The following is a 21,827-nucleotide window of genomic DNA, read 5'->3' as shown; positions in this document are numbered from 1 at the left end:
CTGATTGTCACGGGAGAATAGTAAGCCCGCGGGCACCCGGGGGAACAGACCCGGCCGGCGTCGCCCTACTGCTTCCCGTATTTCTTATGCACCGCCTGCTTGCTTACGCCCAGACACACTGCGATGGCTTCCCAGGAGAGTCCTGCCTGCCTCGCTGCGCGAACCAGCGAAGCTTCCGCCCGGCCTACCTCCTTTTGCAGTTCCGCTACGGCGTACAACGCCTCAGCCGGCCCCATTCCGTCCATTGACCCTACGAGCGTCTTCATACGACCCACCTCCATGGGGTCAACGCTAGTTGACCCTTTTTCGAGGGTCAACCATTGTTGACGCTTCGTGCCGGAAGCCCCTCAAATGCCTTGAACATGGTCCGCTGCGGACCTGCCTTCCCTCCCAGATACCGACCCGTGTCCACAAATCCGGCCTTCCGGTAAGCGGCCTGGGCGGCAGGATTGCGCTCGTTGACGGAAAGTACGACGCCGGCCTGGCCGCCACCCTGCCGCGCCGTCAGCTTTCGCGCTTCCTCAACTGCCGCCACGGCTGCGAGCGTTCCTATCCCCTTGCCTTGCAGCCGGGAGTCGATGAGGAAGCCGCGGAGCAGCCAGGCGGAATCATCGTCATCCCAGCCGGCCAGTGATGCGGCACCGGCCTGGAGGGTCATCACTCCTGCCCCTTTCCCGTTGGCCTCAATGACGTAGGGGTACCGGCTGGCATCCTCCAGCCCGGCCATCATCATCCGCAGCGGCTCTCCGACGAATTCCTGCTGTGCCGCAGCTATCGCCATGCCTGCGACAGTTCCCAACTGCACCGCCCGGGCGTCGTCATCAAGGAGCTTCAGGGGAATCAGCCACACATGAGTATGATCCTGAACGCGTGAAAAACCACTGTTTGCGTCATAATCACGCACGACGAGCTCTCCTGACAGTAGGGTATGGACCAAAGTTCCCTACAACCCGAGGAACCACCCGATGCCCCAGCCTAACGTTATTTTGATCTGCGTCGACGAGTGGCGGGGTGACTGCCTTTCGGCTGCCGGCCACCCCTCTGTGGAGACTCCGCATTTGGACGACCTGGCCAGGAACGGCGTCCGCTTTACGAAGGGCTACTCGGCCACGCCCTCATGCGTACCTGCCAGGGCAGCCCTCTTCACCGGCCAGTCCCAGGAGCGGCATGGCAGGGTCGGGTACCAGGACGGCGTTCCCTTCCACGTGGCCCATCCCGTCACCGTCCAGGGCGAGTTCAGGAAAGCCGGGTACCACACCCAGGCCATCGGCAAGATGCACGTATGGCCTGAACGGTCCCGGCTCGGATTCGATGACGTCATCCTCCACGACGGCTACCTGCACCATGCCAGGCAAACGCACAGACAACATTTCGCCATGTTCGATGACTACGTTCCGTGGCTGAGGCGCCAACATGGCACGGGCCCGGACGCCGAATACTTCGACCACGGCATCAACTGCAATTCCCTGGTGGCCAGGCCATGGGACAAGCCCGAGCACCTGCACCCGAGCCATTGGATCGGGACGCAGGCCATCGAATGGATGCAGCGCCGGGACCCCGTGAAGCCCTTCTTCCTCTACCTCTCCTTCCACCGACCGCACCCACCCTACGATCCACCGTCGTGGGCTTTCGACCAGTACCTCGGCATCCCGGACTACAAACCGGTGGAAGGCAATTGGGAACATCATTGGAATGAATTCCGGCAGGATGGCGATTATCAGGCGAGCCACGGAATGATTCCGGACAGGGTGGTCCACCGCGCCCGGGCCGGATACTACGGTCTGATGGCCCAGATAGACCTGCAGGTCAACAGGATCAAGGAGGCACTGGCCGACTACGGGCTTCATGAGGACACGGTGTTCGCCTTCACCAGCGACCACGGGGAGATGATGGGCGACCACCACATGTTCCGGAAAGCAGTTCCGTATGAAGGTTCGGCCAGGGTGCCGTTCATCATTGCCGATGCAGCGTCCAGGCGCGGTTCAGTCCGCGGTGCCGTGGTGGACCACGTGGCTGAGTTGCGCGACATCATGCCCACGCTCCTCGATCTGGCCGGCCTGCCCATCCCGGAAACCGTGGACGGTAAGTCACTCGCCCCGATCGTCCGGGGCACCAGCACCGGGCCGGTCCGCGAATACCTCCATGGCGAGCACGTGTACTGGGGCCAGAACCTCCACTGGCTGACCGATGGGCACCATAAATATATCTGGGGTTCCGGCCGTGGCACGGAAGAACTGTTCAACCTCGACGACGACCCCCGGGAATGCAACAACCTCGCCGGGCAAGCATCCCACGCCGTTGACATGGACCGCTGGAGGCAGCGCATGGTGGAGGTCCTCCGGGACAGGGAGGAGGGCTTCGTGGTGGACGGCAGGCTCACCGCAGGCAGGCCGGTGGTGACCATGCTGCGGCATACCCGCGCCACCCTCAAGGCCAACGCCAGCGCAGCCGCCGACGCCTGAACGCCGCGGCTCAGGCGTCGTAGAACCGACGTTCGAAGACGGCGCGGGCATGGCGGCTGAGGCGCAGGTAGTCCTCCTCGAACCGGCCCGCCGCGCCGGGCGGGTAACCGCACCAGCGCGCTACCGCCTCGAGGTCCTTCCGCGAGGACGGCAGGACGTCCGATGCGCGCCCCGTCGCAATGACGTTGGCCGACCGGACGCGGCTGGCGAGCCGCCACGCCTGACGCAGCAGGCCGGCGTCGTTCCTGTCCAGAAAGCCAAGCTCTTCGGCAGCCGCCAGCGCCTCCAGCGTGGACGTTGTCCGCAGTTCCGGGTGCTTGTCCGCATGCTGCAGCTGCAGCAACTGGACGAGCCATTCGACATCACTCAAGCCACCACGACCAAGCTTTACGTGCCTGGCCGGGTCCGCACCCCGCGGCAACCGCTCGGATTCAACGCGCGCCTTGATGCGCCGGATTTCCCGGACATCCTGTGGTGACAGGTCCCGGGGATAGCGGATCGGGTCAATCAGTTCCAGGAAGCCGGCCGCCAGTTCATCCGAGCCCGCCATGGGCCGGGCCCGAAGCAGGGCCTGGGCTTCCCAGATCAAGGACCACCGGCGGTAGTACTCAGCGTAGGACTCCAGGGAACGGACCATGGCACCGTTCTTGCCCTCAGGCCGCAGGTCTGCGTCCACCATGAGCACCCGCTCGGCCATGATCGCTGGCTTCAGGGGCTGGGTCAGGAGGCTGGACACCTTGGCGACGATGGCCGCAGCCTGTTCCTGGGCCTCCGCGTCGCTGAAGCCCTCCCTGGCCTGGTGCACGTACATGACATCGGCGTCCGATCCGTACCCGATCTCCCGGCCACCCTGGCGGCCCATGGCCACCACCAGGACGTCCGTTTTCAAGGGACCGGACTGCGCGGCGATCCCCTCAGCCACATGGAGGGCACCGAGAACAGCCGCACGATCGGCCTCCGCCAGCGCCAGGCCAACAGCTTCCTGGTCGAGCAGGCCGGCGCTGTCCGCAATGGCTGTCCTGAGGATCTCGCGCCGCCGGATCAGACGGATGAGCCGCATGGCGCTTTCCGGATCCGGGTGACGCGACAGCTTGGACTGGATTTCCTGCCACTGGGCCGTAAAACCGATGGGCACCAGGTCCTTGTCGCTGCCCAGCCAGGCCACCGATTCGGGGGAAACCTCCAGCAGGTCCGAGATCAGCCTGGAATTGGATAACACCTGGCACAACCGTTCAGCGGCAGCCTGCGAATCCCGGAGCATGCCCAGATACCAGTGCGTCGTGCCCAGGGCTTCGCTGACACGGCGGAAGGCGAGCAGTCCGGCGTCGGGATCAACACCCTCAGCCAGCCAGCCAAGGAGGATCGGCAGCAACTGCCGTTGGAGCGCAGCACGCCTGCTCACGCCGGCCGTCAACGCCTCGATGTGCCGCATGGCGCCCTGGGGGTCGAGGTAGCCCAGCGCCGCAAGGCGCCCCTGGGCGGCCTCGGGGCTCAACCTCGCGTCCTCGCTGCTCAGCTTGGCGGCAGTGTTCAGCAGCGGCCGGTAGAAGATGCGCTCATGGAGCTCCCGCACGGACCGCTTGGTTTTCTGCCAGGTGCCGATCAGTTGGTCCGGCGTTGGACGCTCCAGCGAAAAAGGCCCCAGGACTGCTTTGGCCAGGAACCGCTGGGCATCTTCCGACTCCGGCATGAGGTGGGTCCTGCGCAGCTGGAACAACTGGATGCGGTGCTCCAGCAACCTGAGGTACCGGTAGGCGCCGTCGAAAGCTGCCGCGTCGGTTCGCCCGATGTAACCGCCGGCTGACAGCGCAGCGATCGCGGATGTCGTGTCGCGGCACCGCAGCGACTCGTCGGACTTGCCGTGGACCAACTGCAGCAACTGGACGGTGAATTCGACGTCCCGCAGGCCGCCCCTGCCAAGTTTGATCTGCCGCTGCTCCTCGGCCGCGGGAATATGTTCGGTGACCCGGCGGCGCATTGCCTGGACCGATTCCACAAAACCGTCACGTCCGGCCGAGGCCCACACCAACGGCTCCACGGCTTTCCCGTACCGGGAGCCCAGCTCCCGATCCCCCGCAATGGTCCGCGCTTTGAGGAGCGCCTGGAACTCCCAGCTGTCAGCCCAGCGGTCGTAGTAGCTCAAGTGCGAGGCGAGGGTCCGAACCAAGGGTCCCGACTTGCCTTCCGGGCGGAGGTTCGCGTCGACTTCCCACAGCCCCGGCTCCGGCGCCGGGGATGAGATGGCCCTCGAGATGCCCGAGGCCAGCGCGGTGCCGATGGTTGCCGCGCGTGCATCGTCGAGGTCTTCGGCTTCAATCACGTAAATGACGTCGACGTCGGAAATATAGTTCAGCTCGCGGGCGCCGCACTTGCCCATGCCAATGACGGCAAGCCCGACGGCGGCAACCTCCGATGCTTCGAACTGCGCTGCCGCTTCAGCCCGGGATACGGCCAGGGCAGCCTCGATCGCTGCACCGGCGAGGTCCGCGAGTTCCGCGCCCACGGAAGGCATGAAATCCTGCGGCGATGCGGCACAGAGGTCCTTGATGGCCAGTTGCGTCAGGCCCCGCCTGTACGCTGTCCGGAGTGCGGCATAGGCCGGAGCTCCGGTCAGCCCGGCCACTGGACGCTGAGCCCCGGGTTCGGCCTTCACCGAACGCAGCAAGGACGCGCGGAGTTCCTCGCTGGAGGCCGGCAACGGCTCCGGACTGACCTTGGCATCGAACACATCCAGATGTTCGGGCCGGCGGATGAGGAACTCCCCCAGCGCCTCTGATGCACCGAGGAGCCGGTACAGCGGCTCACTGGAATCCAGGTCGGCACCAGCCAGCGCCGCGAGCCCGGGTTTTTTCTCGATCAGCCGGACCAGCGACTGCAGGGCGGTGTCGGGACTGGCGGCCAGTGACAGGCCCGCGAAAAGCGCCTCCTGGTCCATGCCGTCCAGTTCGCGGGCAGCGAGGAAGCGTTCGGCCTTTTCAAGGTCGCTGAAACCGGCCGCGATGAGCCGACGTGCCAGGCTCACTGATGCCCCTACAGGATGCCGAGGTTGCGCTGCAGCTCGTAAGGCGTGACCTGGAGACGGTAATCCTGCCACTCCGCACGCTTGTTGCGCAGGAAGTGCTCGAAGACCTGCTCACCCAGGATCTCCGCCACGAGGTCGGACTCCTCCATGGCACGGATGGCGTCGTGCAGGCTCGCAGGCAGCGGGGCGTGGCCCATGGCCTTGCGCTCCGCGGTGGTCAGCGACCAGACGTCGTCCTCCGCAGCCGCCGGGAGATCGTAGCCTTCCTCGATGCCCTTCAAGCCGGCGCCCAGGAGGACGGCATAGGCCAGGTACGGGTTGGTGGCGGAGTCGATGCCCCGGTATTCGATCCTCGCCGACTGGCCCTTGCCGGGCTTGTACAGCGGCACCCGCACCAGGGCAGAGCGGTTGTTGTGCCCCCAGCTCAGGTAGCTCGGAGCCTCGCCGCCGCCCCACAGCCGCTTGTACGAGTTCACGAACTGGTTGGTCACGGCCGTGAATTCCGGGGCGTGCCGGAGGATGCCGGCAATGAACTGGCGGGCGGTCTTGGACAGCTGGAATTCAGCACCGGCTTCGAAGAAGGCATTGGTGTCGCCTTCGAAAAGGGAAAAGTGCGTGTGCATGCCCGAGCCCGGGTGGTCCGTAAACGGCTTGGGCATGAAGGTGGCGTACGTCCCCTGCTGCAGGGCGACTTCCTTGATAACGGTGCGGAACGTCATGATGTTGTCCGCCGTCTGCAGGGCATCGGCGTAACGGAGGTCGATCTCGTTCTGGCCCGGTCCACCCTCATGGTGGCTGAACTCCACGGAGATGCCCACGGATTCGAGCATGGTAACGGCCGTACGGCGGAAGTCCTGGGCCACGCCGCCAGGGACGTGATCGAAGTACCCGCCCTCATCCACCGGAACGGGAGCACCGTCGGGGCCCAGATCCTTGGACTTGAGCAGGTAGAACTCGATCTCAGGGTGGGTGTAGCAGGTAAAGCCCATGTCTGCGGCCTTGGCAAGGGTCCTCTTGAGGACATTGCGCGGGTCGGCAGCAGACGGTTCACCGTCAGGAGTCAGCACATCGCAGAACATCCGTGAGGTCTGCTCCGTTTCACCGCGCCACGGCAGGATCTGGAAGGTGGACGGATCCGGCTGCGCAAGCATATCGGACTCGAAGACACGGGCCAGGCCCTCGATTGCGGAACCGTCAAAGCCCAGGCCTTCCTCAAAGGCCCCTTCGACTTCGGCCGGCGCCAGTGCCACGGACTTCAGCGACCCCACGACGTCGGTGAACCACAAGCGCACGAAGCGCACGTCGCGCTCTTCGATCGTCCGCAGAACGAACTCTTGCTGGCGGTCCATGGGGCCTCATTTCCGGTTGGTGTCCACGCCGCAGGTCCCTTCTCCGAAAGCCGCGGCAGCTCAGCCTTCACTCTACTAAGCATTCCCGTGGAATGCCGCCGCAGGAGGGCCGCGTAACACAGCGTTTACAAACAGTGACGCCTGGCACACTGCTGGCAGCGGTCCGCGGCACGGCTTAGGCTCTATCCATGGCCCCGAGCAACTTTCCTGAGTCCAGCACGCCCGCCGAGGTTTCCGCACCGTACGGCACGGGCCCTTCTCCTGCCACGCCGGCACCTGCGGCCGGGGGCGCCAAGCCGGGCGGTCGGGTCCGTATCCACCACCTCCAGCAGGCCAAAGACAACGGAACACGCTTTGCCATGCTCACCGCCTACGAACAGTACACGGCCGAAATCTTCGACCAGGCAGGAATAGAAGTCCTCCTGGTGGGCGACTCCGCCTCCAACAACGTCTTTGGCAACGAGACAAGCCTTCCTGTCACCGTGGACGAACTCCTCCCGCTGTGCCGCGCGGTCAGCCGGTCAGCCAGAAGATCACTGATCGTGGCCGACCTGCCGTTCGGCAGTTATGAAGTCTCGCCCCAGCAGGCGGTCGCCAGCGGCGTGCGGTTCCTCAAGGAAGGCCTTGCCCATGCCGTGAAAATCGAAGGCAGCGCCTACTACGCCGGGACTGTCAAGGCGATGGTCCAGGCCGGCATCCCTGTCATGGCGCACATCGGCTTCACTCCGCAAAGCGAACACTCCCTGGGCGGCTACCGTGTCCAGGGCCGCGGTGACGACGCGCAGCGGCTCATCGATGATGCCCTCGCCCTCCAGGAAGCCGGCGCTTTCAGTGTGTTGATGGAAATGGTTCCGGCGGAGACGGCGGCGGCCGTTGACGCAGCGCTCCGCGTCCCGACCGTGGGCATCGGGGCCGGCAGGGGGACAACGGGCCAGGTGCTGGTATGGCAGGACATGGCGGGATTGCGCGGCGGAAAGATGGCCAGGTTCGTCAAGCAGTACGCCGATCTCCGGACCACGTTGACCGACGCTGCCGCAGCCTACCGTGAAGATGTGCGCTCCGGGCAGTTCCCTGGTCCGGAGCACTCCTTCTAGTCGTCGTCCTGGGCTTCCCAGGCCTCATTGCGCTGCCGGACCTTCTCCAGGGCATGTTCGGCTTCCTCCCTGGTTTTGTACGGGCCAATCAACTGGGACCAGTCCGACATCGCGTCCTCTTCGATCTCGTGCGTCCTGACGTTGTACCAGTACTCCGTCACGTCTCCTCCTCGGTCTTCGGGGCCGGCCCGTAACGTTCGCGGAGCCACGCAACGGCCGGCCCGCATTGTTACTTGCGTCTCTTGAGTGCCTTATATGATCAATCTATGCCTTCTCTTGCTTCAACTGCACCCATCGGCACGCTCACGCCCGGAACCATCAGCCCGCAGCGGCCGGTACCGGCGTCGATCCCCCGCCCTGAGTACGTGGGCAAGAAGGCGCCTGCCAAATTCACCGGCTCCGAGGTCAAGTCGCCGGAGACCATCGAGAAGATCCGTGTGGCCTCCCGTATTGCTGCCCAGGCCATCGTGGAGGTCGGACAACACATCCAACCCGGTGTTACCACGGACCATCTGGACCGGATCGGCCACGAGTTCCTCCTGGACCACAACGCCTATCCCTCCACTCTCGGCTACAGGGGTTTCCCCAAATCCCTGTGCTCGTCCTTGAACGAGGTCATTTGCCACGGCATCCCCGACTCCACGGTGATCCAGGACGGCGACATCCTGAACATCGACATCACCGCCTTCATCGGCGGGGTGCACGGAGACACCAACTACACTTTCCTGGTGGGCGACGTGGATGAAGAGTCCCGTCTTCTGGTTGAGCGTACGCAGGAGTCGCTCAACCGGGCCATCAAGGCCGTGGCCCCGGGCCGCGAGATCAACGTCATCGGCCGTGCCATCCAGTCCTACGCCAAACGCTTCGGCTACGGCGTGGTACGGGATTTCACGGGACACGGTGTCGGCGAGGCCTTCCATACCGGCCTCATCATTCCGCATTACGACGCAGCCCCGGCGTACAACACCGTGATCGAGGCAGGCATGGTCTTCACCATCGAACCCATGCTGACCCTTGGCACCATCGAATGGGACATGTGGGAGGACGACTGGACGGTCGTCACCAGGGACCACAAACGAACGGCCCAATTCGAACACACCTTGCTGGTCACCGAGACCGGCGCGGAAATCCTGACCCTTCCCTGAACTCTTCGGAAGGTCCACCGCAGCTGCAAAGCTGCGCCATGTTCACCCCTCCTGCCATGAACGGAAAACTGCATTGTCCAAAAAGGATGAGAAGACCCACAAGAACGCCCCGCTGATCGGCATCGACATCGGCGGCACCGGCATCAAGGGCGGCATTGTCGACCTGAAAAAGGGCAAGCTGATCGGCGACCGCTTCCGCGTCCCCACGCCCCAGCCGGCCACTCCGGAAGCCGTAGCGGACGTGGTGGCCCAGATCGTGGAGGAACTCTCCCTCCGCCCTGAGGCCCCGGCCGCCGACTCGCCCGTGGGTGTGACGTTCCCGGGTATCATCCAGCACGGCGTGGTCAACTCTGCAGCCAATGTCGACAAATCATGGCTGGCAACGAACATCGACAAGAAGTTCACCGAGCGGCTGGGCCGGCCCGTCGAGGTCATCAACGACGCCGATGCCGCCGGCCTCGCCGAGGCCCGCTACGGCGCCGGGGAAGGCGTCGACGGCACCGTGCTGGTCATCACGTTGGGAACCGGCATCGGTTCTGCCTTCATCTTCAATGGCCAACTGGTTCCCAACGCCGAACTCGGCCACCTGGAGATTGACGGATTCGATGCCGAGACCAAGGCCTCAGCAGTGGCCCGTGAACGTGATGGCCTGAGCTGGGATGAGTACGGAGTCCTCCTCAACCGCTACCTGCAGCACGTTGAGTTCCTGTTTTCCCCCGAGCTGTTCATCATCGGAGGGGGAATCTCCAAGCGCTCCGACGAGTATTTCCCGCACTTGCAGCTGCGGTCACCCATTGTCACCGCCAAGCTCAAGAACGACGCGGGCATTGTGGGCGCCGCACTGGAAGTGGCGCTGCATCACAACCTCGCCAAGTAAGGGACACAGCCGCTGATTTGACGGTGGCGGCCGCGGCTTCCCCTCCGCTGCCGCCACCAGGCTAGAGCTGGCTTCTCTCGGAGCCCTTGGCTTCCTTGGCCCCGGCTGTGGCCTGCGCGCCGGCTTCCTGGCGCAGCAGCGCAATGGCCGACTCGAAGTCCTCCAGTGACTCAAAGGCCTGATAGACACTGGCGAAACGCAGGTAGGCAACCTCGTCCAACTTGCGCAGCGGGCCAAGGATCGCGAGTCCTACCTCATGGGCGTCGATTTCGGCTGCCCCGGAGGAGCGGATATTCTCCTCGACTTCCTGCGCCAGCATGGCGAGATCGTCCTCGGTGACCGGGCGCCCCTGGCATGCCTTCCGGACTCCGCTGATGACCTTGATGCGGCTGAAGGGCTCCCCCACCCCTGAGCGTTTGATCACGGAGAGGCTGGTGGTTTCCACGGTGGTGAAGCGGCGACCACATTCGGGACATTGGCGGCGGCGCCTGATGGAAGAACCGTCGTCGGCCATCCGGCTGTCCACCACGCGTGAGTCAGGATTCCGGCAAAACGGACAATACACGCTGGGCCTCCCTGAAACTGTTCCGGTGTGTCCGCACCCGCTGGGGTCCACGAACGCAAAAGGTGCCGGATTTTTACTTCCGGCACCAGTTTACGGTTGGTATCCAGCTAATGACAAGCGTGTAACTACTACATGTAGTGGTGGCTACCCGCATATGTAGTGGTTACACCAGGTGATCGCCTAGGCGAAGCGGATCCTCACGGCCTCACCGTGTCCCGGCAGGTCCTCAGCCCCGGCCAAACTCACGATGTGGCCGCTGACCTCCTCCAGCGCAGCGCGGTCGTAGTTGATGACCTGTACCGCCCGCAGGAAGGTTGTGACGTTGAGGCCGGAAGAAAAAGCGGCCGTGCCACTCGTGGGCAGCACATGGTTGGAACCGGCGCAGTAGTCGCCCAGGCTCACCGGGCTGTAGTCGCCGACAAAAATGGCGCCGGCATTGCGGATGCGTGCGGCCACCGCCGCGGCGTCCGCGGTCATGATCTCCAGGTGTTCTGCCGCGTAGGCATTGCACACGGCGATTCCCTGTTCCAGGTCATCAACCAGGACAACACCCGATTGCGGACCCGACAGCGCTTCGAAGACACGCGCGCTGTGCCTGGTGGCCGCTGCCTGCCGCCGGAGTTCATCCACGACGGCGTCCGCCAGGTCCCCGGAGTCCGTCACCAGGACGGAGGCCGCCTTGGGATCGTGCTCCGCCTGGCTGATCAGGTCTGCCGCCACCAGAGCGGGCTTGGCTGTGGAATCGGCAAGAATGGCGATTTCGGTGGTCCCGGCCTCCGAGTCGATGCCCACCACGCCCTTGACCAATCGCTTAGCCGTTGCCACAAAGATGTTCCCCGGGCCGGTGACCACATCAACCGGCTCGATGCGAAGCCCGTCCTGTGACCCGGGAACGCCGTAGGCGAACGAGACAATCGCCTGGGCACCGCCGATAGCGTAAACCTCGTCGATTCCCAGCAGGGCTGCAGCGGCCAGGATCGTCGGGTGCGGCAGGCCACCCCATTCCTTCTGCGGCGGGGACGCCAGCGCAATCGACTCAACGCCGGCAGCCACGGCCGGAACGACGTTCATGATGACCGAGGATGCCAGCGGCGCCAAACCGCCAGGGACATACAGGCCGACCCGGCCCACGGGAATCCAATTCTGGCTGACGGCGGCCCCGTCTGCCAGCGGCACCTCAACATTCGCAGGGCGCTGGCGTTCAGCAAACTGCCGGGCACGCTTGATGGACTCCTCCAACGCTGCCCGCACCTCCGGATCGATCCCGGCCAGGGCTTCGGCGAGTGCCTCTGCGGGGACCCGCGGGTGCGACTGGTCAACGCCGTCGAACTTCCTGGCGAGGTCGGTGAGGGCTGCGAAGCCGCGGTTGCGGACATCGGCGATGATGTCCAGGACCTTGCTTTCGGCATCCGCCATCGTTTGATGCTTCGCCCGGGGAACTGCGGCGCGCAGTTCGGCCAGCGAAAGGTGGCGTCCACGGAAATCGATGCTGCGGAAATCCAGGGACGATGCGGCAGGAACGGAAGTGTCCGAAGAAAGAGTCACGCCGCTATTTTACGGGTTTACCCGTAAGAACCCCGAACAACGCCAGGACGAACGTCACGAAGGCCACGGCACCGGGCCACAAGGGAAGAACGGCGTACGACCTGAGCGTGAACCCGTACTCGGCTCCGAGGGCAGGGTCTGGAGCGACGCCCCACACCACGGCGGCCAGCAGCCCCGTCAACCATGCAAGCACCGCACCGGCGGCACCACCGGCCACCGCAAATCCAAACCGTCGTCCTGCGCCTTGGCCTTCCAGCTTTCCATCCAGGGTGAGTCCGGCTGCACACCCGGCCACCAACATGAGGCCGGCCAGGACCAGATCCCGGGGCAGCCAGGAGTCGGGATTCGATGGGTTGCCCAGGTCAGGGTTTCCGGACACCAGATTCAGTCCACCCGGGGCAAGAACCCACCACAGCAAGCCTGCCATGACTCCTGCCGCGGCTTGGACCACGAGCCACAACATGTCCTTGGAGCGAAGCCTTCCCCACCGCTGTTTGGAATCGAAGGTGTGGGCAGCGGGGGCTACGGACTCGGTCATCACCCCACATTAACAAAGGTTTACGTGCCCAAGGGAAAATGCGCAGCGACGTCCCTTCGAGGCATACGCTGGTTGAAAGACGCGCGATTGCCGCCCCACGCCCAGGAGGTCACCCGTGGACAGCGAAACACCCGGTTTCCAGCAGACGTTCAGGGAAATGTTCCGCCGCCATGCTGCCGGGGTGGCCATCATCACGGCCAACCATGACGGCCACCCCTTCGGCTTCACCGCCACATCCGTCGCGTCGCTCTCCGCGGAACCGCCACGCTTCACTTTCAACATGGCGCGAAGCTCCAGCTCCTGGCCCGCAGTGGCCAATGCCCAGTACATCGGGGTCCACATGCTGGGGTCGGAGAACCAGGCCCTGGCCGACCGGTTCGCCCGCACGCGGGACCGCTTCGACGGCGACCACTGGGAGCCAGGGCCGCACGGCGTCCCCATCCTGAAGGATGTGGCCGGGTGGCTGGTGGGCAAAATCCAGATGCGGCTATCGTTCGAGAACAACGCCGTGGTGGTGGTTGAAGTGGTGGGTGGCCAGGTTGGAGGCGTTGCCGCTCCCCTGCTGTACCACAGCGGCGCCTACAGCCAGCCCGCGCCCCTGGACTACGAGATCTGACCACACGGGGGCTGGCCGGTGTACCGCCCGGTCGCTAGTGGTCCAGGCAGGCCGGGCCCAGCAGGACCTTCAGGTCGCCAAAGAGTGAGGGGCTGGGGTTGACGCGCATGTGCACGGGCAGAGCCATGATCTCCATCTTCGTGTCACCCATGAGCTTGAGCCGGACCTCGGAGTTCCCGCGGTGGGTCCGGAGCACATCACGCAGATCCGTGACCACGGCTTCGGTGGCCTTGAACGTCGGAATGGTGATCACCACAGGTCCGTTGACGCTTTCGCTCAGGTCGGGAACGGACAGCTCCATGCAGTTCAGCGTCACGGCGCCGTCATCCCTGCGCTGCAGACGGCCCTTGACCACCACAATGAGGTCCTCGGCCAGGACCGAGGCTATGGGTCCGTAGACCTGTCCGAAGAACATGACCTCCATCGAGCCGCCCAGATCCTCGATCTCGGCCCGCGCATAGGCGTTGCCGCTTGCCTTGGCGATCCTTCGGCTCAACGAGGTGATCATGCCCGCAATGGTGACGATCGCGCCGTCGTGCGGTCCATCCTCGGCGATGATCGAGGTAATGGACTGTTCCGCATGCTGGCTCAGGACGCCCTCGAGTCCTTGCAGCGGGTGGTCGGACACATACAAACCCAGCATGTCGCGTTCAAACGAGAGTTTGTCCTTCTTCTCCCACTCGGGGAGGTCCGGGATCTCGGTGCTCAGCGAGGCCTCGGGCTCCTGGTCCTCAAACCCGGCGAAGAGGTCGAACTGGCCGATGGCCTCGTTCCGCTTCAGCGTGATGACGGAGTCGATGGCTTCTTCATGGATCATGGCCAGTGCACGGCGGTGGTGGCCCAGCGAATCGAAGGCTCCGGCCTTGATGAGGGATTCAATGGTGCGTTTGTTGCACACGATCGCCGGAACCTTCATCAGGAAGTCCTTGAATGAGGTGTACGCGCCTTCGGTCTGCCGGGCGGAGACCATGGCCTCCACGACGTTAACGCCCACGTTCCGGATGGCACCCATGCCGAAGCGGATGTCGTCGCCCACAGGCGTGAAGTTCAGGGAGGATTCATTGACGTCCGGCGGAAGCACCGTGATGCCCATGCGTCGGCATTCATTGAGGTAGATGGCTGACTTGTCCTTATCATCGCCTACCGACGTCAGCAGCGCGGCCATGTACTCGGGCGCATAGTGTGCCTTCAAATAGGCCGTCCAATAGGAGATCACGCCGTAGGCTGCCGAGTGCGCCTTGTTGAAGGCGTAATCGGAGAACGGCAGCAGGATGTCCCACAGCGTTTTGACGGCTTCCATGGAGTAGCCGTTGTCCTGCATGCCCTGGGAGAAGCCGGCGAACTGCTTGTCCAGCTCGGATTTCTTCTTCTTGCCCATGGCACGGCGGAGAATATCTGCCTGGCCCAGCGAGTAGCCCGCAAGCTTCTGGGCCACGGCCATAACCTGTTCCTGGTACACGATCAGGCCGAACGTCCCGCCGAGGATGTCTTCCAGCGGCTCGGCAAGCTCGGGATGGATCGGGACCACGTCCTGGATCCCGTTCTTGCGCAGCGCATAGTCCGTGTGCGCGTTGGCGCCCATCGGGCCGGGACGGTACAGCGCCAGCACTGCGGAGATGTCTTCGAAGTTGTCCGGCTTCATCAGTTTGAGCAGCGACCGCATGGGTCCGCCGTCCAGCTGGAACACGCCGAGGGTGTCTCCGCGGGCGAGGAGTTCGTAGGACGCCGCGTCATCCAGGGCAAGGTTTTCAAGGTCGATGTCGATACCGCGGTTCATTTTGACGTTTTCCAGGGCGTCGGAAATGATCGTCAGGTTCCGCAGCCCCAGGAAGTCCATCTTGATCAGGCCCAGGCCCTCGGACGTGGGGTAATCGAACTGCGTGATGACCTGGCCGTCCTGGAACCGGCGCATGATCGGAATGACGTCGATGATGGGGTCGGAGGACATGATGACGCCGGCCGCGTGGACACCCCACTGCCGCTTCAGCCCCTCGATGCCAAGCGCGGTTTCGAAGACTTTGGCAGCCTCCGGGTCCGTGGCGATCAGTTGCCGGAAGTCACCGGCCTCGCTGTACCGCTTGGCCTCCGGGTTCTGGATGTCCGCCAACGGAATGTCCTTGGCCATCACTGCAGGCGGCAGCGCCTTGGTGAGCTGCTCCCCCATGCTGAAGGGGTAGCCCAGCACCCTGGAAGAGTCTTTCAGCGCCTGTTTGGTCTTGATGGTGCCGTACGTCACGATCATGGCCACGCGCTCATCACCATATTTCCTGGTGACGTAGTCAATGACTTCCGAGCGCCTGCGATCATCGAAGTCGACGTCGAAGTCAGGCATGGACACACGGTCCGGGTTGAGGAAGCGCTCGAAGATCAGGCCGTGCTGCAGCGGATCAAGATCCGTGATGCGCATGGCGTAGGCAACCATTGAACCGGCACCGGAGCCTCGGCCGGGCCCTACCCGGATGCCGTTGTTCTTTGCCCAGTTGATGAAGTCGGCGACGACCAGGAAGTAGCCCGGGAAGCCCATGGAGGTAATGACCTCGAGCTCGTAGTCCGCCTGCTTGCGGACAGTGTCCGGGACGCCCTGGGGATACCGGTAGGCCAGCCCCTTGTCCACTTCCTTGACCAGCCAGGATGTCTCGTCCTCACCGGGCGGGCAGGGGAAACGGGGCATGTAGTTGGCGTCAGTATTGAAGGACACATCGCAGCGCTCGGCAATGAGCAATGTGTTGTCACAGGCTTCCGGGTGGTCCCTGAAGAGCTCCCGCATTTCCTGCGGCGACTTCAGATAGTAGCCGCTGCCGGAGAAGGCGAACCGCGAACCGCCTTGGTCGTAGGTGGGCTCCAGGAGGGTCGACCCGGACTGGATGGCCAACAGTGCCTCGTGGGCTTTGGCATCGTGCTCGTGGGTGTAATGGAGGTCGTTCGTGGCCACGAGGGGAAGGTTGAGATCCTTGGCGAGCCTCAGGAGGTCGCCGGTGACGCGCCGCTCGATGTCCAGCCCATGGTCCATCAGCTCGCAAAAGTAGTTCTCCGCGCCGAATATGTCCCGGAACTCGGCCGCGGCTTCCAGCGCTTCGCGGTATTGGCCCAGGCGCAGCCGGGTCTGAACCTCCCCTGATGGGCAGCCGGTCGTAGCGATAAGACCCTCGGAGTAGGTGTTGAGGAGTTCCCGGTCCAGCCGCGGCCATTTACCGAAGACCGAGTCGAGCGAGGCAATGGAGGATGCCCGGAACAGGTTCCGCATGCCTACGTTGTTGTAACTGAGCAGGGTCATGTGGGTGTACGAACCACCGCCGGAGACATCGTCCTTGCGCTGGCTTTCATCACCCCAGCGCACACGCTCCTTGTCACCGCGTGCCGTCCCCGGCGTAACGTACGCCTCTACGCCGATGATGGGTTTGATGCCTTTGTCAGTTGCCTTCCGCCAGAAGTCGAAGGCGCCGAAAAGGTAGCCGTGGTCCGTCGTGGCCAAAGCGGGCATGCCCAGGCGCTCAGTCTCATCGAAGAGTTCACCCAGGCGGGCCGCTCCATCCAGCATGGAGTATTCGGTATGGGTGTGCAGATGGACGAACGAATCATTGCTGGAACTCACCACGACAGTCTACCGTCCGGGCAGGACGACGCCGTGGATCGGCAAGCCGCGGGCCAGCTTAGGCGGTACCGCTTGCCAGCAGGTCAAGAGCGTACTGGAGGTCGGCTGGATACCCGCTTGTGACTTCCACCCAATCACCGGTCCGCGGGTGGTTGAAGCCCAACTGCCGGGCATGGAGCCATTGGCGGGTGAGCCCCAGGTTGGCAGCGAGGCGGGGATCCGCGCCATACGTGAGATCGCCGGCACAGGGATGCCTGAGCGCCGAGAAATGAACCCGGATCTGGTGCGTGCGGCCTGTCTCCAGATGGACCTCCACCAGGGTGGCTTTTCCGAACGCCTCCAGGACCTCGTAGTGGGTCACAGAGGGCCGCCCGTCCTCGATGACGGCAAACTTCCAGTCATGCCCGGGGTGGCGGCCGATCGGAGCATCGATGGTTCCAACCAGGGGGTCCGGGAGCCCCTGCACCACCGCATGGTAGACCTTGTCCACCGTACGTTCCTTGAAAGCCCGCTTGAGGACCGTGTACGCATCCTCGGTCTTGGCCACCACCATGACCCCGGACGTCCCGACGTCGAGCCGGTGCACGATGCCTGCGCGCTCCGGTGCGCCGGAGGTGGAAATGCGGTAACCGGCACCGGCAAGGCCGCCCACCACCGTGGGACCAACCCAACCTGGCGAAGGGTGTGCAGCCACTCCCACCGGTTTGTCGATGACCACGAAATCGTCATCGTCCAGCAGGATTTTAAGGCCTTCCACAACTTCCTCCACGACTTCCAAGGGATCCGGCCGCTCGGGAACCGTGACATCCAGCACAGAGCCGGAAACGAGCTTTGCTGACTTGCCCAGGGGAACTCCAGCGCTGGTGACATGTCCCCCGGCAATCAGCAGGGCCGCCGCCGAACGGGAAATATCCAGCAGCTTGGCGAGCCCTGCATCCGCCCGGGAACCGGCGAGGTCCTCCGGCACCACTACCCGGTTACTCACCGGAACGCTCCTCCGTTGCGCCTTTCGCGGTCTTTGGTTCGGCAACATGCCGGGTGCCGTCCATCCCGACCCCGCGCAACGTCAGGAGGCAGATGATCACCACACCGGACACGACGGCGGAGTCGGCGATATTGAAGATCGCGAAGTTGGGCAACTGGATGAAGTCCACCACATGGCCCATGGCGAAGGAGGGTTCACGGAACAGGCGGTCGGTCAGGTTGCCCAGCGCGCCACCCAACAGCAGACCAAGGGACAGCGCCCACCAGGCGGAGCCGAGCTTCCGCAGCTGGAAAAGGATCGCTATGGACACCGTGGCCATGACGATCGTGAAGATCCACGTCACGTCCTCGCCGATGGAGAAGGCGGCACCGGAGTTACGGATGTAGTACCAGTGCAGCAGCGGTGGCAGAACCGGGATCCGTTCACCCTCCGTCATGGTGCTCGTCACCCACAGCTTGGTCACTTGGTCGAACGTGTACGCAAAGACAGCAAAGGCAGCAAAAAGCCAGAGCATGGCCGGGCGCCATTTTCGTTGGGCTGGAGGGACGGGCCGTGGCTCGTGGCCGGAAAGTTCGTCGGTCATGGCGCTTTCATTCGTGGAACCTGAAGACTGCTGCTGGGCATTAACAACAAAAGCCGGTGGCCGAGGAGTCCTCAGCCACCGGCTTTCAGAATACTTGCTAAACGTCCGCGGTTGCTTCGCCCACCTCGGGAGCGGCAACGGAACCACGGGCGTCAAGATCGCGCAGCTGGCCTTCGATGTAGGCCTTGAGGCGGGAGCGGTAGTCACGCTCGAAGCCGCGGAGCTGCTCGACCTTGCGTTCCAGGACGGAGCGCTGCTGCTCCAGGGCGCCGAGGATCTTGCGGGACTTCTCCTGGGCGTCGTTCACCAGGCTGGATGCCTCGATCTGCGCCTCGGCGATGATCTTTTCCTTCTGCTGGGCACCATCGGCCACGTGCTTGTCGTGCATCTGCTGCGCCATGGCCAGCAGACCGGCAGCGGACTCTGCAGAAGCGGTGTGGCCGTTGTTGGCGGCCGGTGCCTTGGCAGCAGCGGCGGCAGCCGCAGCCTGCTCGGCTTCCTTCTTCTTGGCAGCCTCAGCAGCCTTGGCCTCGGCTTCAGCCTTGGCCTCTGCTTCCTTGTCCACCTTGACGGGCGCGGGAACCTTCTCGACGACCGGAGCCGCAGCCGTTGCCGCAGGCACTGCCGAACCGGCTTCGCCGAGCTTCTTGCGAAGTTCGTCGTTCTCCTGGTTCAGGCGGCGCAGTTCAACCACGATCTCATCGAGGAAGTCGTCTACCTCGTCCTGGTCGTAGCCTTCGCGGAACTTGGTCGGCTGAAAGCGCTTGTTGACAACGTCTTCTGGCGTCAAAGCCATCTGGTCACCTCGTTGGTCTAGTTAGTCAGGAGGCCTTCCGGCCGTTCAAAACTACGGTACCTAAATATCATCTGGTTCCTCCAATTCAACACCATCGTGTTGATTTGGAGAATTTGCGGTCCGGGGACCCGTGGATGGTCCCGTTTCCGACGGTGGAGCTAGGCCAGGCTGTTGGTCACAGCCATGGCAATGCTGACGGCAATGATGAGGATCAGGAAGCCCAGATCCAACGAAATCCCACCCAGTTGCAGGGGCGGAATCAGACGCCTTAGCCGCCGAAGGGGCGGATCTGTGACCGAGTAGACCACGTGGGCTGTTACCAAGGCCACACCACGGGGACGCCACTGACGGGCAAACATCTGCACCCATTCAAAGATCAGCCTGATGATCAGAGCAATGAAAAACAGCAACAACACAATATAGATAAGGCCGAAAACAATGCCCACGAGTTAGCTCAGATCTCCCACTTGTTCCGGAATGCCGATCGGTCCCTACTATTGCAACACAGATGCCAGGCGGGTTGGCCCGCCTGGCATCCGTGAAAGATCTTTTCAGCTCTGGTTGAAGAAGCTGGCCTGCGACTCGCTGGCCTTCTTGTCGTCCCCGATGACCTCCACATAGGAGGGAGACAGGAGGAAGACTTTGTTGGTAACGCGCTCGATGCTGCCGTGGAGACCAAACACCAGGCCGGCGGAGAAGTCCACCAGTCGCTTGGCGTCGGCCTCGCCCATGTCCGTGACATTCATGATGACCGGGATTCCGTCGCGGAAGCTCTCGCCGATCAGCTTGGCGTCATTGTAGGACCGGGGGTGAACGGTGGTGATCTGCCTCAGGCCGGAGGCGTCTTCGCGGCTTGACGCCGCACGCTTGATGGGTGTCACGGGAGCGCGGTATTCCTCTTCGGCGTCTACTGTGGGCATTTCACGGACAACTTCCCGGACGGGTGCCGGCGCACGGCGCTCTTCCCGTTCCTGCGTCTGGGGGCGTTCTTCGTCTTGGTGGGCGACAGCCTGCTCAGATTCGTAGTGATCATCGCCATCGGCGAGCCCAAGATAGATCATTGTCTTGCGCAGAGCGCCAGCCATGGTGCACTCCTATCGTTTCTGCAGTAGGCGGGCCGCCATGACTTGACGTGTTGGAACCCCGGCCCGTCATTCCAATACTTTGACGCTACCCCACCGCAGGACGCGAACCGAGAATATCGGAGCCAATTCTCAGGTGTGTCGCTCCGGACCCGATGGCGGCTTCCAGGTCCTGGCTCATGCCGGCGGAGACAGCGTCAGCGGACGGGTACTCAGCTCGCAAATCCGCAGAAATACGGGCCAGTTTCCCGAAGGCCGCCTCGGGATCGCCTCCCAGGGGCGCGACCGCCATCAGGCCGGCAAGCACCAGCCCGTCGGCCGCCGTAATCTTTTCCGCCAGGGCCAAGACCTCGGAAGGCTGCGCCCCGCCCCGATGCGCTCCGGCGGAATCGTCCAGATTCACCTGGATGAAGCAGCGGAGGTCAGCGCGGCCGGTCTCTTCCTTCTCCCGACGCACCGCTTTGGCCAAGGCGTCAACGAGCTGTGGGCGGTCTATGGACTGGACGGAATATGCATACTTGGCGACGGTTTTTGCCTTGTTGGTTTGCAGCTGCCCGATAAAGTGCCACCGCACGTCCAGGTCAGCCAGCTCCACGGATTTCGCGGAGGCCTCCTGATCGCGGTTCTCGCCGACGTCACGGACGCCCAATGCAGCCAGCCTGCGGATATCGGCGGCCGGATGGAACTTGGTGACCACGATGAGGGCGGGGACATCGGAACGTCCCGCTGCGGCGGTGGCAGCGGTGATCCGCTGCCGGACAGCCTCAAGCCGCCCGGCGAGTTCGGCCGTGCGGCCATCGTCCGCCGGGCCGTCCACAAGGGCCCGCGTTGCCTTATCCTTGCCGGTCATGTGTCCATACCAATCCTGCGAACCGACCGGTCCGGGAGTCCCGGCGGTAAGAAAAAAGACCCTCGTGTTCCAGGGTGCACTCCCCTGAGTAAAGAACGTCCACGCCCGAGGCTGCCAGTTGCGCACGCACGCCCGCGGGAAGATCCAACGCAGGGGTTCCCCACGATGTCTCCGCCCAGGATTCAGGCACGGCGGCAGACACCTGCTCCCGCAGGGCTGCAGGAACTTCATAGCACCGCCCGCAAATGGACGGGCCAAGCCAGGCTGTGATGTGCCGCGCTCCGAGGTCCCGCATCCTGTCGACAGTGGCAGTCACCACCGCAGAGGCAACCCCGGGACGTCCGGCATGGGCGACCGCAACAGCCGGGGCATCGGTTTCCGTGGACCCCACAAGGACCACGGGCACGCAGTCCGCAACCATCACCGACAAGGGCTGGACCGACCCGCCCGCCGCATCCGCAACGGACACCATGGCGTCGGAAGTAGGACCGGCACCCCAGTGGTTGATCACGGCCACGCTGTTGCCGTGGACCTGGTTCATGTACTGGAAGGTGCGGCCTCCCAGGCCCGCGGCCTGTTCCACCTGCGCCCTGCGCGATGCTACGTCGTCCGGGTTGTCCCCCACGTGAAGGGCCAGGTTCCCGGCGCGTGCGTCCGTGAAGGCAACAGACACGCCGGGACGAACTTCATTGCGCCACCAAAACACCAGGTACTGACTCTCCGGTT

General features: G+C 63.8%; 21 protein-coding genes. 5 read left to right on the top strand and 16 right to left on the bottom strand.

Going from position 1 to position 21,827, the window contains the following annotated elements:
* Positions 1-65 precede the first annotated feature (65 nt).
* Complete coding sequence (locus ACPFL9_RS08570; protein ID WP_426007028.1) at positions 66-281, bottom strand: AsnC family protein; 216 nt, start codon at positions 279-281, stop codon at positions 66-68.
* Between the two features lie 32 nt (positions 282-313).
* The gene (locus tag ACPFL9_RS08565) at positions 314-850 is read right to left on the bottom strand and encodes a GNAT family N-acetyltransferase (RefSeq protein WP_426007026.1); all 537 of its coding nucleotides are present in this window, start codon (positions 848-850) and stop codon (positions 314-316) included.
* A 115-nt stretch (positions 851-965) separates the two neighbouring features.
* On the opposite strand from ACPFL9_RS08565, the gene ACPFL9_RS08560 reads away from it, so the two are divergent.
* A complete protein-coding gene (locus tag ACPFL9_RS08560) occupies positions 966-2,462 on the top strand; it encodes an arylsulfatase (RefSeq protein WP_426007025.1) in 1,497 nt (498 codons plus the stop codon).
* Positions 2,463-2,472: 10 nt separating this feature from the next.
* On the opposite strand, the gene ACPFL9_RS08555 is transcribed toward ACPFL9_RS08560, so the two are convergent.
* Positions 2,473-5,484: a bifunctional [glutamine synthetase] adenylyltransferase/[glutamine synthetase]-adenylyl-L-tyrosine phosphorylase gene (locus tag ACPFL9_RS08555; protein WP_426007023.1), complete on the bottom strand. Its 3,012-nt coding sequence runs from the start codon at positions 5,482-5,484 to the stop codon at positions 2,473-2,475.
* An 8-nt stretch (positions 5,485-5,492) separates the two neighbouring features.
* Entirely contained in the window at positions 5,493-6,833 is a 1,341-nt protein-coding gene (gene glnA, locus ACPFL9_RS08550) for a type I glutamate--ammonia ligase (RefSeq protein WP_426007021.1), read from the bottom strand.
* A gap of 188 nt (positions 6,834-7,021) precedes the next feature.
* Here glnA and panB point away from each other — a divergent pair, with 188 nt between their 5' ends.
* On the top strand, positions 7,022-7,927 hold the full coding sequence (gene panB, locus ACPFL9_RS08545; protein WP_426007019.1) for a 3-methyl-2-oxobutanoate hydroxymethyltransferase: 906 nt from the start codon (positions 7,022-7,024) through the stop codon (positions 7,925-7,927).
* Here the strand turns inward: panB and ACPFL9_RS08540 are convergent.
* Positions 7,924-8,088 carry an SPOR domain-containing protein gene (locus ACPFL9_RS08540; protein WP_426007017.1) on the bottom strand — a complete coding sequence of 55 codons (165 nt, stop codon included), beginning with the start codon at positions 8,086-8,088 and terminating at the stop codon, positions 7,924-7,926. The two genes, panB and ACPFL9_RS08540, sit on opposite strands and share 4 nt — an antisense overlap.
* A 105-nt stretch (positions 8,089-8,193) precedes the next feature.
* On the opposite strand from ACPFL9_RS08540, the gene map reads away from it, so the two are divergent.
* Positions 8,194-9,072: a type I methionyl aminopeptidase gene (map, locus tag ACPFL9_RS08535; protein ID WP_426007015.1), complete on the top strand. Its 879-nt coding sequence runs from the start codon at positions 8,194-8,196 to the stop codon at positions 9,070-9,072.
* A 73-nt stretch (positions 9,073-9,145) separates the two neighbouring features.
* On the top strand, positions 9,146-9,949 hold the full coding sequence (ppgK, locus tag ACPFL9_RS08530; protein ID WP_426007013.1) for a polyphosphate--glucose phosphotransferase: 804 nt from the start codon (positions 9,146-9,148) through the stop codon (positions 9,947-9,949).
* Between the two features lie 61 nt (positions 9,950-10,010).
* Here the strand turns inward: ppgK and nrdR are convergent, their stop codons facing one another.
* The 3 genes from nrdR to ACPFL9_RS08515 all read right to left on the bottom strand — a co-directional run bounded on the left by nrdR (position 10,011) and on the right by ACPFL9_RS08515 (position 12,597).
* Positions 10,011-10,514: a transcriptional regulator NrdR gene (gene nrdR, locus ACPFL9_RS08525; protein ID WP_426007011.1), complete on the bottom strand. Its 504-nt coding sequence runs from the start codon at positions 10,512-10,514 to the stop codon at positions 10,011-10,013.
* A 180-nt stretch (positions 10,515-10,694) separates the two neighbouring features.
* On the bottom strand, positions 10,695-12,059 hold the full coding sequence (gene hisD / locus ACPFL9_RS08520) for a histidinol dehydrogenase (protein WP_426007010.1): 1,365 nt from the start codon (positions 12,057-12,059) through the stop codon (positions 10,695-10,697).
* Between the two features lie 4 nt (positions 12,060-12,063).
* The gene (locus ACPFL9_RS08515; protein WP_426007009.1) at positions 12,064-12,597 is read right to left on the bottom strand and encodes a hypothetical protein; all 534 of its coding nucleotides are present in this window, start codon (positions 12,595-12,597) and stop codon (positions 12,064-12,066) included.
* 115 nt (positions 12,598-12,712) lie between these two features.
* Between ACPFL9_RS08515 and ACPFL9_RS08510 the strand changes: the two genes are divergently transcribed.
* On the top strand, positions 12,713-13,213 hold the full coding sequence (locus tag ACPFL9_RS08510) for a flavin reductase family protein (protein WP_426007008.1): 501 nt from the start codon (positions 12,713-12,715) through the stop codon (positions 13,211-13,213).
* 34 nt (positions 13,214-13,247) lie between these two features.
* Here the strand turns inward: ACPFL9_RS08510 and dnaE are convergent, their stop codons facing one another.
* The 8 genes from dnaE to ACPFL9_RS08470 form a co-directional block, all read right to left on the bottom strand.
* Positions 13,248-16,805, bottom strand: coding sequence for a DNA polymerase III subunit alpha (gene dnaE / locus ACPFL9_RS08505; protein WP_426007007.1), 3,558 nt, complete (start codon positions 16,803-16,805; stop codon positions 13,248-13,250).
* 58 nt (positions 16,806-16,863) lie between these two features.
* Positions 16,864-17,790, bottom strand: a complete 927-nt coding sequence (locus ACPFL9_RS08500) for an RluA family pseudouridine synthase (protein WP_426007006.1) — start codon at positions 17,788-17,790, stop codon at positions 16,864-16,866.
* Positions 17,783-18,373, bottom strand: coding sequence for a signal peptidase II (lspA, locus tag ACPFL9_RS08495; protein ID WP_426007005.1), 591 nt, complete (start codon positions 18,371-18,373; stop codon positions 17,783-17,785). The genes ACPFL9_RS08500 and lspA overlap by 8 nt, the downstream gene beginning before the upstream one ends.
* Before the next feature lie 97 nt (positions 18,374-18,470).
* Entirely contained in the window at positions 18,471-19,169 is a 699-nt protein-coding gene (locus ACPFL9_RS08490; protein ID WP_426007004.1) for a DivIVA domain-containing protein, read from the bottom strand.
* Positions 19,170-19,327: 158 nt separating this feature from the next.
* Positions 19,328-19,615 carry a YggT family protein gene (locus ACPFL9_RS08485; RefSeq protein ID WP_426007003.1) on the bottom strand — a complete coding sequence of 96 codons (288 nt, stop codon included), beginning with the start codon at positions 19,613-19,615 and terminating at the stop codon, positions 19,328-19,330.
* 105 nt (positions 19,616-19,720) lie between these two features.
* A complete protein-coding gene (locus tag ACPFL9_RS08480) occupies positions 19,721-20,254 on the bottom strand; it encodes a cell division protein SepF (protein WP_426007002.1) in 534 nt (177 codons plus the stop codon).
* Between the two features lie 85 nt (positions 20,255-20,339).
* Complete coding sequence (locus ACPFL9_RS08475) at positions 20,340-21,101, bottom strand: YggS family pyridoxal phosphate-dependent enzyme (protein ID WP_426007001.1); 762 nt, start codon at positions 21,099-21,101, stop codon at positions 20,340-20,342.
* A complete protein-coding gene (locus tag ACPFL9_RS08470) occupies positions 21,085-21,807 on the bottom strand; it encodes a polyphenol oxidase family protein (protein ID WP_426006999.1) in 723 nt (240 codons plus the stop codon). Before ACPFL9_RS08470 ends, ACPFL9_RS08475 begins: the two co-directional genes overlap by 17 nt.
* Positions 21,808-21,827: the final 20 nt, after the last annotated feature.

The organism is Paenarthrobacter sp. NyZ202, from assembly GCF_049860755.1.
Lineage (GTDB): Bacteria > Actinomycetota > Actinomycetes > Actinomycetales > Micrococcaceae > Arthrobacter.
This window is presented reverse-complemented; position numbering and strand designations above follow the sequence as displayed.